At 73.3% G+C, this 12,027-nt stretch carries 8 protein-coding genes; 7 read left to right on the forward strand and 1 reads right to left on the reverse strand.

Translation table 11 applies throughout. The annotated features are described in order from the left end of the window. Positions 1-110: 110 nt before the first annotated feature. The 7 genes from M0638_RS16250 (at position 111) to M0638_RS16280 (ending at position 8,223) form a co-directional block, all read left to right on the forward strand. Positions 111-1,112, forward strand: a complete 1,002-nt coding sequence (locus tag M0638_RS16250) for a Bug family tripartite tricarboxylate transporter substrate binding protein (RefSeq protein WP_248668051.1) — start codon at positions 111-113, stop codon at positions 1,110-1,112. After that, positions 1,112-2,035 (forward strand): IclR family transcriptional regulator, encoded by a 924-nt coding sequence (locus M0638_RS16255; RefSeq protein ID WP_248668052.1) that lies wholly within the window; start codon positions 1,112-1,114, stop codon positions 2,033-2,035. Before M0638_RS16250 ends, M0638_RS16255 begins: the two co-directional genes overlap by 1 nt. A 1-nt stretch (position 2,036) precedes the next feature. Next, positions 2,037-2,501: a MaoC family dehydratase gene (locus M0638_RS16260; RefSeq protein WP_248668053.1), complete on the forward strand. Its 465-nt coding sequence runs from the start codon at positions 2,037-2,039 to the stop codon at positions 2,499-2,501. Next, on the forward strand, positions 2,501-3,382 hold the full coding sequence (locus M0638_RS16265) for an HpcH/HpaI aldolase/citrate lyase family protein (RefSeq protein ID WP_248668054.1): 882 nt from the start codon (positions 2,501-2,503) through the stop codon (positions 3,380-3,382). Before M0638_RS16260 ends, M0638_RS16265 begins: the two co-directional genes overlap by 1 nt. A gap of 402 nt (positions 3,383-3,784) precedes the next feature. After that, positions 3,785-4,681, forward strand: coding sequence for a 2-dehydropantoate 2-reductase (locus M0638_RS16270; RefSeq protein ID WP_248668055.1), 897 nt, complete (start codon positions 3,785-3,787; stop codon positions 4,679-4,681). Positions 4,682-5,413: 732 nt separating this feature from the next. Beyond that, a complete protein-coding gene (locus M0638_RS16275; protein WP_248668056.1) occupies positions 5,414-5,584 on the forward strand; it encodes a hypothetical protein in 171 nt (56 codons plus the stop codon). A 353-nt stretch (positions 5,585-5,937) separates the two neighbouring features. Further along, the gene (locus M0638_RS16280) at positions 5,938-8,223 is read left to right on the forward strand and encodes a xanthine dehydrogenase family protein molybdopterin-binding subunit (RefSeq protein WP_248668057.1); all 2,286 of its coding nucleotides are present in this window, start codon (positions 5,938-5,940) and stop codon (positions 8,221-8,223) included. Positions 8,224-8,593: 370 nt separating this feature from the next. Here the strand turns inward: M0638_RS16280 and M0638_RS16285 are convergent, their stop codons facing one another. After that, positions 8,594-11,743, reverse strand: a complete 3,150-nt coding sequence (locus M0638_RS16285) for an efflux RND transporter permease subunit (RefSeq protein ID WP_248668058.1) — start codon at positions 11,741-11,743, stop codon at positions 8,594-8,596. Positions 11,744-12,027: the final 284 nt, after the last annotated feature.

Raw genomic sequence — 12,027 nt, forward strand, 5'->3', positions numbered from 1 at the left:
GCCGCTCCTGTCAACACGCAACTTGACCGGCTCGTTCGGATCAAGCAGGCTGCATTCATATATTCGAACGATGGTCGCGCCGTATCGGTGGCCACGCAGGGGAGGACGCGATGGGAAACGGAAAGGCATCCGGGTGCGGCCGCACGGCGCTGCGGCGACGCGGCGCGCTCGCGCTGCCGGCGCTGCTGCTGCCGTCGCTCCTGCCGCGCGCGGCACGGGCGGCGTGGCCGGAACGGCCGGTGCGCCTCGTCGTCGCCTTCCCGCCGGGCAGCCTGACCGACGTGCTGGCGCGTGTGCTGGTGGAGCCGCTGGCCCGGGAGCTCGGCCAGACCGTGGTGGTGGACAACCGCCCCGGCGGCAACGGCATCGTCGGCACCGAGGCGGTGGCGCGCTCGGCGCCGGACGGGCAGACCCTGGTCGTCACCAGCAGCAGCGCCGCCTCGATCAACCCGCACGTGCTGCGGCACATGCCCTTCGACCCGGTGCGCGACTTCACCCATATCGGCACGCTGGCCGAGGCGCCCTACCTGTTCGTCGGCCAGCCCGGCGCGCCGGACGCCGATTTCCGCGCCTTCCTGGAACGGGCGCGGCAGAAGCCGGGCGAGCTGACCTACAGCTACGGCAACGCCAGCAGCCAGATCATGACCGAGGTGCTGGCGCGCGCCGCCGGCGTGTCGCTGACCGGCGTGCCCTATCGCGGCGGCGCCGAGGCGCTGACCGACGTCTCGGCCGGGCGCATCGACTGCACCTTCACCGACTTCGCGAACGGGCTGTCGCAGTCGCAGGCCGGCCGGGTCCGGGCGCTGGCGCAGTCGGCGCTCGAGCCGACGCCGCTGGCGCCCGAGGTGCCGCCCGTGGCGACGGTGCTGCCGGGCTTCGACATCACCGTCTGGTTCGGCATCTCCGGCCCGGCCGGGCTGCCGGAGGCGATCGTCGCGCGCGCCAACCAGGCGCTGAACGCGTCGCTGCGGCTGCCGGCCACGGGGGCGAAGCTGCGGCAGCTCGGCTTCCTGCCCTTCGCCCGCACGCCGGCGGAATTCACGCGCTACGTGCGCGAGCAGCTGCAGGTCTGGGGCGAGCGGGTCCGCATCGCCGGCATCACCCCGCAGTGATGGCGACCGCGTCACCCGCCATCCCGCCCGACGCCCCGGTCGATCTTCCGGCCGATCCCCTGGTGGATCCCCTGGTCGATCCCCTGATCGATCCCCTGGCCGGCGCCCCGTTCGCCGCCGGGCCGGATCGCGGCGGCGGGCCGCGCTCGGTGGCGCGCGTGCTGCAGCTGCTCGACCGGCTGGCGGCCGCGCCGGAGGGGCTGTCGCTCGCGGCGCTGGCCCAGGCGCTGGCGGCGCCGAAGACGACGCTGCTCGGCCTGCTGCGCGGGCTGGCCGCGGCAGGCTACGCATCGCAGGCCGGCGGCGTGTGGCGGCTCGGCCCGGAATGCTTCGGGCTCGCGCACGCCATCCTGGCGACCCGGCCGGAGGCCGGCCTCGGGGCGGCCGGGCACGCGCTGCTGGAGCGGCTCGCGGAGACGACGGGCGAGTCCGCCATGCTGGCCGTGCTGGCGCCCGACCGCAGCGCGATGGTCTACATCGACAAGGTCGAGAGCCGGACGGCGCTGCGCTTCGCCGCCACCGTCGGCGACCGCCGGCCGATCCACTGCACCGCCTCCGGGCGGGTGATGCTGGCCTGGTCGCCGCCGCCCTGGCCCGACGAGTATCTGGGGCGGGTGCGGCTCGAGCCGCTGACCGGCCGCAGCGTGACCGACCGGCGCAGCCTGCGCCGCCTCGTCGCCGAGGTGCGCGAGCTGGGGCACGCGGTGACGCTCGGCGAGGCGACCGAGGGCGTGGCCGGCATCGCCGCGCCGGTCTTCGACGCGCGCGGCGCGGTGGTCGCGGGGATCGTGCTGGCGGCGCCCCTCGCCCGGGCGCAGCCCCGCCTGTCCGGCCTGGCGCGGCAGGTGCGGCAGGCAGGGCGCGCGCTGTCGCGCCGCCTGGGCTGGCGGCCGGGCCGCGCGGACAACAAGAGGGAGGAATAGGATGGCAGGCCTCTACTACGAGGAATTCGTCGAGGGACAGGTGTTCGAGCACCCGCTGACCCGCACGGTCACGGAGATGGACAACACCATGTTCAGCCTGATGACGATGAACCCGCAGCCGCTGCACATCGACGCCCATTTCGCCGAGGGGACGGAATGGGGCCAGCGGCTGTTCAACAGCCTCTACACGCTCGGCATCATGATCGGCATGTCGGTGGCGGACACGACGCTGGGCACGACCATCGGCAACCTCGGCATGACCGAGGTGCGCTTCCCGCGGCCCGTCTTCCACGGCGACACGCTGCGGGCCCGCACGCGGATCGTCTCCAAGCGCGAGAGCAGATCCCGCCCGGGCGCCGGCCTGGTGGAGTTCGAGCACGAATGCCTGAACCAGCGCGGCGAGGTGGTGGCGACCTGCCGGCGCACCGGCCTGATGCACCGTCGGCAGGCGGCGGTGACGGGCTGATGCGGTCGCTCCTGTTCGTCCCCGGCGACAGCCAGCGGAAATTCGCGCGTGCCGCCGAGGGCGCGGCCGACGGCCTGATCCTCGACCTGGAGGACAGCGTCGGGGCCGGCCGGAAGGCCGAGGCGCGGCGCATCGCCGCCGGCATGCTGGCCACGCCCGCCGGGACGAAGCGGCGCTACGTGCGCGTGAACGCGCTCGACACCGGCATGACCCTGGACGACCTCGCGGCGGTGATGCCGGCCCGGCCCGACGGCATCGTCCTGCCGAAGTGCGGCGGCGCGGCGCCGGTGCGGCAGGTCTCGCTCTGGCTCGATGCCTTCGAGGCCGCCCACGGCATCGCGCCCGGCCGCACGCGGATCATGGTGATCGCCACCGAGACGGCGGGCTCGCTCTTCGGCCTCGGCTCCTACGCCGAGGCCGGCCCGCGCCTTTCCGGGATGATGTGGGGGGCGGAGGACCTCTCGGCCTCGCTCGGCGCGACGGCGAACCGGGCGGACGGGCGCTGGCTGCCCCCGTTCCAGATGGCGCGCGACCTCTGCCTGGCCGCCGCGGCGGCGGCCGGCGTTCCCGCGATCGACACCGTGCACGTGGACATCGAGGACCTCGCCGGCCTGGAGGCCGATGCGCGGGAGGCCAGGCGCGACGGCTTCGGCGCCAAGGCCGTGATCCATCCGAAGCACGTCGAGGTGGTGAACGCCGTCTTCTCGCCGACGCCGCAGGAGCTGGACTGGGCGCGCCGCGTGGTCGATCTGTTCGCCGGCAGCGGCGATGCGGGCGTGCTGCGGATGGACGGCAGGATGCTCGACCGCCCGCATCTGCGTCTGGCGGAACGGCTCCTGGCGGCCCATGGGGAGTCCCGTGCCGGGGCGGGCGCCGGATAGGGCATCCGCGCGCCGCCCGATGCGCGGTCCCGATGCGCGGCCAGGGGGCGCCGCCTGGGGGCGCGGCCAGGGGGCGCGCCGCCGGCGGCACGGGCCGGCGCTCCCGAAGGCCGGCCGCGGCGGCTACGGCGAACCGCAGTCCGGTTGGGACTGCGGTTCGCCGTCGCTCGTTGTTCCCGGCGCGGATTCACGCCGCCGGGCGTGTCAGCCCGCCGGCGATCCGCTCCAGAGCCGATCCAGCCTGACTGTATCAGGCCGGAACGGCTCTAGCCTTTGATTTTTCGCATTTTCCGAGCCGCTGAGCGAGGACGCTCAGCTTGAAAATGCTCTAACGCGGCAGGCCGGGGCTTTCCCCCCGAGGCCCCTTCCATGGCCGGGCGCCACTTGGCACGATGCCGGGTCATGAAGCCACAGACCGTAGCCGTCATCGGCCTCGGCGGGATCGGCGGCGTTGCCGCGGCCGCGCTGCAACTGGCCGGCCGCCACGACGTGCTCGCCTGCCCGCGCCGGCCGCTCGCCGGCCTGACGTTCCAGCATCCGGGCGGGACGGCGGAAATCCCGCTGCGCTGCCTCGCCGACCCGGACGCGGCCACGCCGGCCGACTGGGTCCTGCTCTGCACCAAGACGCAGGACACGCCGGCCGCCGGTGCCTGGCTGCGGCGCCTCGCCGGTCCGGCGACCCGCGTCGCCGTGCTGCAGAACGGCCTCGGGCATGCCGACCGGGTGCGCCCCTTCGTCGGCGACGCGCCGGTGGTGCCCGTCATCGTCTACTACAACGGCGAGCGCACGGCGCCCGGCAGCGTGCGGCTGCGGCGCGTGGCCGGGCACGACATGGCCGTGCCGGACGACGCGCACGGGCACGCCTTCGCGGCGCTGCTGGAGGGCAGCATGATCGGCGCCCATCCGGCGCCGGATTTCGCGCTCCTGGCCTGGCGCAAGCTGCTGATCAACATCGCGGTCAACCCGCTGACGGCCATCACCCGGCAGCGCCAGCGCGTGCTGCGCCGGCCGGACATCCGCGCGCTCGGGCTGGCCATGCTGGAGGAGGCCGTGGCGGTGGGGCGCGCGGAGGGAGCAGCGCTGCGGCCGGACGAGGCCACGGCGATCTGGGCGACGCTGATGACCTATCCCGAGGAGGCCGGCACCTCGATGTACCACGACACCATGGCCGGCCGGCCGCTGGAGGCGGAGGCGCTGACCGGTTACGTCGTGGCCGCCGGCGAACGGCACGGCATCCCGACGCCGCTCAACGCCATGATGCTGACGCTGCTTCGCGCGGTCGGCGACGCGGGCGGCTGAAGCCCGGCCGCCGTCGAGGCCGGACGGGAGGGGCCGCCCGACTGGGTCAGCCCCCCGGTTCCGCGCCGGTGATTGCCCTGGCCACGGCTACCCCGGCATCTCCATCCGACGCGGGCGGCCGCGCGCCGCTGGACGGATGACGGCGTCCGCTCCGCCCCGTCCCCGTCCCTGGCCGAAGGCGGCGGCCCCGGAACTGCCGGGCCGATCCGTTGCCTCCACACGTCATGTGTGTCACTTTCCTGTCCACATACGGACGGATCGGAGCGGTTGCCGCAGCCGCTCCCACACAATCAACGGACGAGGAATGCCCATATCTGGCCGGACATGCGCGAGCCGTACGCGCCCTCGGTGCCCCGTCGATGGCCCTGTCCGGCATGACGGCGTTTGGCATGACGGTGTCCGGCATGGCGGCGCGAGGCCGCCGGCGATCCGGTGCGCGGGGAAGGTTGCCGACCTGCCCCGGTTCCAGACCGGACTTCCACCCGCCGTGCGGCCACCCCCGGAAGGCGGGGCCATGCGCGGCCGTTCCATCCCGCTCCTGGTCGCCGTCGGCCTGCTCTCGGGCTGCGGTGCCGTGCAGGTCGGCAGCGGGCCGAGCCCCGTACCGACGCAGGGGCCCCAGGACCACTCGGCCGGTGGGGCGAGGCTGGAGCCGGGACCGCCGGCCGGAACGGGGACAGGGCGGGGGTGGAGGCAGAAGCGCGAGAACCAACGTAGCGAAGGGGAACAGGTTTGAAGAAGCCGAACTACAGCCAGGAGCGGGCGCAGCGTGAACGGGCCAAGGCCGCGAAGGCCGAGAGCAAGGCGCAGCGGAAGCGCGAGGTGAAGGCTGCGGAACCCGACGCGCGCCCGGAGCAGCAGGACGGCATGCCGGCGCACAAGGATCAGGATTCGTCGCCCTGAGCGTCGCCCTTCCGGCATCGGCGGCGGGTGCCGCCGGTGGTGCCGGCCCCTGCTGCCCCTGCGGCCGGGCATGGCCGAGCGCCGCGCCCACCACCAGGCCCGCCACGGCACGACCTCGCCCTTCTCAGCGCCGGATGTCGCCGCCGGCGCGGTGACCGGCCGTCGCCACCCCGGGCACCGCTCCGGCGGGTTCCGTTCTAGCCCTTGTTTTCGCGTGCTTTCCGAGCCGGCGGGCGAGTATGTCGGGCCTGGAAATGCTCTATCGTGACCGCGCCGGTCCGGGCGGGACGTCGCCGGCCGGTCGGCACTCATGGCAGTGCCGCATGCGAACGGGCGGGATGACACGAATGGACATGGATTTCGGTCGGTTCGGCAGCGGCCGGGCGGTGCGCCGGGTCGAGGACCAGGCGCTGCTCGCCGGCGAGGGCCGCTTCACCGGGGACTTCGCCCCCGAGGGGCTGGCCCACCTGGTCTTCCTGCGCTCGCCGCACGCGCATGCCCGGATCCTCTCGATCGACACGGCGCCGGCCCTCGCGGTGCCGGGCGTGCTGGCGGTGCTCACGGGCGCCGACCTCGCCGCCGCCGGCGTGAAGCCGATGACCGCCGCCCTGCCCTTCAGGCGCCCCGACGGCTCGCCTCTGCTGGCCGAGCCGCAGACGCTGCTCGCGACCGGCGCGGTCCGCTTCGTGGGCGAGCCGGTCGCGGCCGTGATCGCCGGGACGATGGCCGCCGCGCGCGACGCGGCGGAGGCGATCGAGGTTGATTACGAGGAGCTGCCGGCGGTCACCACCATCGCCGCCGCCATGGACGAGCCCGACCGCCTCGTGGCGCAGAGCCGCTACGGCGACGCCGCCGCGGCGCAGGCCGCGTTCGACCGGGCGGCGCACGTGGTCGAGGTGGATCTCGCCAACCAGCGCCTCGCGCCGGCGCCGATGGAGCCGCGCGTCGTGCTGGCCGCGCACGATGCCGCCACCGGCCGGCTGACCGTGCGGCTGAGCAGCCAGATGCCCTCCTCGGCCCGCGACGCGATCGTCGACCTGCTCGGCCTGCCCCCGGGCAGCGTGCGCGTCGTGATCGGCGACGTCGGGGGCGGCTTCGGCATGAAGACCGGCCTCTACCCGGAGGACGCGGTGGTCGCCTTCGCCGCCCGGCAGGTGGGGCGGCCGGTGAAGTGGGCGGCGACGCGCATCGAGGACTTCCTCTCCGCCGTGCACGGGCGCGACGTGGAGAGCCGGGCGGCGATGGCGCTGGACGCCGAGGGCCGGGTGCTGGCGCTGCGGGTGCACGGCCGCGCCAATGTCGGCGCCTATCCCCGCAGCACCGGCATCGCCATCCAGCTGCTGATCGGCCCCTGGTTCTCCACCAGCATCTACGACATCGCGACGATCGACTTCACCTTCACCGCCCTGGCCACCAACACCAACCCCACCGGCGCCTATCGCGGCGCCGGGCGGCCGGAGGCGATCTACATCATCGAGCGGCTGATGGACGTCGCGGCCCGGCATCTCGGCCTCGACCCGGCCGAGCTGCGCCGGCGCAACATGATCCGCCCCGAGCAGATGCCCTACACCAACGCCATGGGCCAGACCTACGACAGCGGCGACTTCGAGCGGATGCTGGAGCAGGGGCTGGCGCTGGCGGACTGGGACGGCTTCGCGGCCCGCGCCGCGGCCTCGGCGGCGCGCGGGCGGCTGCGCGGGCGCGGCATCGCCACCTTCCTGGAATGGACCGGCGGCAACGCCTTCGAGGAGCGGGTGACGGTCGCCGTGAAGGGCGACGGCGGCATCGAGATCTACGCCACCACGCAGGCGATGGGCCAGGGCATCGGCACCTCCTACGCGCAGCTCGCGGTGGACGTGTTCGACGTGCCGATCGAGAGGATCAGCGTGGTGTTCGGCGATTCCGACCGGGGCAGCGGCTTCGGCAGCGCCGGCTCGCGCTCGCTGTTCACCGCCGGCTCGGCGGTCAGCGTCGCCTCGGGCAAGGCGGTGGACCAGGGCAAGGCGCTCGCCTCGGAGGCGCTGGAGGTCGCGTCGGCCGACCTGGAATACCAGGGCGGCCGCTTCCGCGTCGCCGGAACGGACCGGGAGATCGGGCTGTTCGAGGTCGCGGCGCGGCAGCCGGAGGGGCGGATCTTCATCGATTCCACCAGCAAGGTCGCCGGCCCCACCTGGCCCAACGGCTGCCATGTCTGCGAGGTCGAGATCGACCGCGAGACCGGCGAGATCGAGGTCGTCTCCTACGTCTCGGTCAACGATGCCGGGCGCGTGGTGAACCCGATGATCGTCGAGGGCCAGATCGCCGGCGGCGCGCTGCAGGGGCTGGGCCAGGCCATCTTCGAGCAGGTGGTCTACGACCCGGAGAGCGGCCAGCCGCTCAGCGCCAGCTTCCAGGACTACGCCATGCCGCGCGCGGACGTGCTGGTGGGCGGCTACGTGACCGCGCTCGACCAGTCCGTGCCGTGCCGGACCAACCCGCTGGGGGTGAAGGGCGTGGGCGAGCTCGGCACCATCGGCGCCACGCCGGCGCTGGTCAACGCGGTGGCCGACGCGCTGGCACGCGAGGGCCGGGCCGGCGAGGCGGACACGCTGCAGATGCCGCTGACGCCGCCGCGGGTCTGGGCGCTCCTGGCGGGATAGAGCATTTTCAAGCTGAGCGTCCTCGCTCAGCGGCTCGGAAAATGCGAAAAATCAAAGGCTAGAGCCGTTCCGGCCTGATACAGTCAGGCTGGATCGGCTCTAGGCGGAGGCGTTCCCGGGAGGAGGCGGGGCCTCCCGGCTCGCCGCGCCGGTTCGGCGCCGGGTGGATCCGGCCGCCCGCAGGCTTCGCCGGTATCGCGCGCGGCCACCCCGCCAGCCCCGCGCGCGATACCGGCCGGCACAGGTCGGGACCTGTGCCGGCCGGTGAACCCGCGCGCCCCGGAAATCCGCGTCGCGCATTGCCCTTCGGCGTTCGGAGTCACGCACCCGGCTGCCGCCGAGGCGCCGATTCCCTCGGCGGCAGGGTTCGTCAGTCCCCGGCGCCCTGGGTGCCCGGCACCGTCCGACGGGCGGCGACGCGCTGCCGTTCCGCCGCGGAACGGCCGAACACGTCGATCATCACCGGGAAGATGATGAGGATGAAGACCGGCAGCAGCACCGTGCCGCCCACCACCACCACGGCCAGCGGCTTCTGCAGGTCCGAGCCGATGCCGGTGGCGACGGCGGCGGGCAGCAGGCCGACCATCGCGGCCATGCAGGTCATCATGACGGGCCGCATGCGGTCCGTGCCCGCCTGGTCCAGCGCCTGCCGCCAGGGCATGCCCTCGTCGCGCAGCAGCTTGAAGTGGGAGAGCAGGATGATGCCCTCCATCACCGTGATGCCGAACAGCGCCAGGAACCCGATGGCGGCGGGGACGGAGAAGTTCAGTCCCATCGCCTCCAGCGCCACCACGCCGCCGACGCAGGAGAGCGGCAGCAGGCCGAACACCAGCAGGGTGTCGCGCAGCGACGAGAACTGCACGTAGAGCAGCACGGCGATCAGGGCGAGCGCGATCGGCACCACGATCTGCAGGCGCGCGATCGCGTCCTGCAGGTTGCGGAACTCTCCCACCCACTCGAAGCGGTAGCCGGGCGGCAGCGGCACGCTGGCCTCGACGCGCTCCTGCGCCTCGGTCACGGCGCTGGCCGGGTCGCGGCCGCGCACCGAGAACTTCACCGGCACGTAGCGGCTGGCATCCTCGCGGTAGATGTAGGAGGGCCCGGAGACGAGGCGGATGTCGGCGACGTCGGCGAGCGTCGCGCCGTTGCCCACGGGCAGGCGGCCGATCGCGTCGCGCCCCTGGCGGTACTGCGGCGCGAGGCGGACCATGATCGGGAAATTGCGGTCGCCGCCGGGCTCGTAGAGGCGCGCCGCCTCCTGCCCGCCGATCGCGGTGCCGATCACCGTGTTGATGTCGGCGACCGCGAGGCCGTAGCGGGCGGCACGGGCACGGTCGATGCGGATGGCCAGCGTCGGCTGGCCGAGGGTGCGGAAGGCGGCGAGGTCGGCGATGCCGTCCACCTGGTCCAGCACCTGCCGCGCCTGCTCGGCGAGGCGGGCGAGCACGTCGAGCTCGGGCCCGATCACCTTGAGCGCGTTGGCGCCCTTCACGCCCGAGGCCGCCTCCTGCACGTTGTCGGAGATGGTCTGGGAGAAGTTGAAGTCCACGCCGACGAATTCGCGCTCCAGCCGGGCCTGGATGGCGGCGATCAGCGCGTCCTTGGTGTGGGCGGTGGTCCACTCGTCCTGCGGCTTGAGGGGGACGAAGAATTCCGCGTTGAAGAAGCCGGCCGAATCCGTGCCGTCGTCGGGGCGACCCTGCTGCGAGGTGGCGGTGACGACCTCGGGGAACTCCAGCAGCACGCGGCGGATGCGGTTGACGGTGGGCGTGCCCTCCTCCAGCGAGATGGTGGCGGGCATGGTGGCGCGCAGCCAGATCGAGCCCTCCTCCAGCGTCGGCAGGAATTCGCCGCCGAGGCGGGAGAAGAGCAGGCCGGAGCCGAGCAGCAGCGCGGCGGCGACGCCGAGCGTCGCCGCCCGCCGGGCGATGGCGGCGCGGTAGAGCCATTCGTGCCCGGCCGACATCCAGCGCACGATCGGCATCACCTTCTCCTTCGTGTCGTCGCGGAAGAGGGTGGCGGCGAGCGCCGGGGCGACGGTGAAGGTGGCGATCAGCGCGCCGCCGATGGCGTAGGCGTAGGTCTTGGCCATCGGGCCGAAGATGCGGCCCTCGATGCCGCCCATGGTGAAGAGCGGGATGAAGGCGGCGACGATGATCAGGGCCGAGAAGATGATCGCCTTGTCCACCTCGCTCGCCGCGCGCAGCACGGTCAGCGCCACGCCGCCGAGGCCGCGCGCCGTGCGCGGCGCCGGCGCCCGGACGGCGCCGTGGGCCAGGTGCAGGTGGCGGTAGACGTTCTCCACCAGGATCACGGTGGCGTCGACCAGCAGGCCGAAGTCGAGCGAGCCGAGCGAGAGCAGGTTGGCGCTCTCGCCGCGCAGCAGCATGACGAGGACGGCGAAGAAGAAGGCGAAGGGGATGGTGGCGCCCACCACCACGGCGCCGCGCAGGTCGCCCAGGAACAGCCACTGGATGAACACCACCAGCAGCACGCCCATGATGATGTTGTGGACCACGTGGTGGGTGGTGACGCTGACCAGGTCCTTGCGGTCGTAGAGCGGCACGATGCGCACCCCGGGGGGCAGGATGCCGCCGGCGTTGATCCGCTGCACCTCCGCCTCCACCCCGCGTATGGTGGGCAGGGTCTGCTCGCCGCGCCGCATCAGCACCACGGCCAGCACCACGTCGTCGTCGTTCTCGTGCCCGGTGATGCCGAGGCGCGGGACGTTGCCCACCTCCACCGTGGCCACGTCCGAGAGCAGCACCGGCACGCCGTTCTGCGAGCCGAGCACGATGTTGCGCACGTCGTCCATCGAGCGGATCAGGCCGATGCCCTGCACCACGGCCGATTGCGGGCCGATGTTGATGGTGCCCGCGCCGACGGTCGCGTCGCCGTTGCCGATCGCCTGCACCACCTGCGGCAGGGAGAGGCCGAAGGCGTTCAGGCGCGGCAGGTCCACCACCACGTTGTAGGACTTGGTGAGGCCGCCGAAGGAGGAGACGTCGATCACGCCGGGGACGCGGCGGAAGCGCCGGTCCAGCACCCATTCCTGCAGAGTCTTGAGGTCGTCGAGGCCGAAGCCGGGCGGGCCGACCAGCCGGTAGCGCATGATCTCGCCGATCGGGCTCCAGGGCGAGATCTGCGGCTGCACCCCGTCCGGCAGGCCGTTGATCTGCCCCAGCCGGTTCAGCACCTGCTGCAACGCCTGCTCGTAGGTGAAGGCGAAGGTGAACTGCACCCTGACGTCCGAGAGGCCGAAGAGGGAGGTGGAGCGCACCGTGGTCAGGTTCGGCAGGCCTGCCATGCCGACCTCGATCGGGATGGTGATGTAGCGCTCGATCTCCTCGGCGCTCTGGCCCGCGTTCTGGGTGATGATGACCACGGTGGGCGGCACCGGGTCCGGGTAGGCCTCGATGTTGAGGTTGGTGAAGCCGACCACGCCCGCGATCAGGAAGACGATGAAGAGCAGGATCACCAGCGCGCGGCGCTGCAGCGAGAAGGAGACGATCGCGCGCATGGACTGAACCTCGTGGCGCGTCGGCGGCGCGCCTGCTGGGAAGGTGGGGGCCGCCGGCCGGTGCCCCTGCTGCCGGCATGATGGGGGCGGCAGGGCCGGCCATGGCCGACCGCGCGGGAAAGTGAGCAGGCGGCCTTACGGGAGGCTGACGTCCCGGATGACGTTTGGGCAAATCGTTCTTGATTCGTCCCTTTGCCTGGGTCCCGGGACCGGTGCCTTGGAACCGGGCGCCGGGGACCGGGGAGCCGGTGCCCGGGTGGCGCGGCCGCTGCACGCGGCCGGGC

Source organism: Roseomonas acroporae (assembly GCF_023223525.1).
GTDB classification, from domain to species: domain Bacteria; phylum Pseudomonadota; class Alphaproteobacteria; order Acetobacterales; family Acetobacteraceae; genus Roseomonas_E; species Roseomonas_E acroporae.

Bases quoted from the DNA above. Each gene is read 5' to 3' on its own strand.
- M0638_RS16260 (WP_248668053.1), top strand. From the start codon at position 2,037: ATGGCAGGCCTCTACTACGAGGAATTCGTCGAGGGACAGGTGTTCGAG.
- M0638_RS16285 (WP_248668058.1), bottom strand. From the start codon at position 11,743: ATGCGCGCGATCGTCTCCTTCTCGCTGCAGCGCCGCGCGCTGGTGATC.
- M0638_RS16270 (WP_248668055.1), top strand. From the start codon at position 3,785: ATGAAGCCACAGACCGTAGCCGTCATCGGCCTCGGCGGGATCGGCGGC.
- M0638_RS16255 (WP_248668052.1), top strand. From the start codon at position 1,112: ATGGCGACCGCGTCACCCGCCATCCCGCCCGACGCCCCGGTCGATCTT.
- M0638_RS16280 (WP_248668057.1), top strand. From the start codon at position 5,938: ATGGATTTCGGTCGGTTCGGCAGCGGCCGGGCGGTGCGCCGGGTCGAG.
- M0638_RS16250 (WP_248668051.1), top strand. From the start codon at position 111: ATGGGAAACGGAAAGGCATCCGGGTGCGGCCGCACGGCGCTGCGGCGA.
- M0638_RS16265 (WP_248668054.1), top strand. From the start codon at position 2,501: ATGCGGTCGCTCCTGTTCGTCCCCGGCGACAGCCAGCGGAAATTCGCG.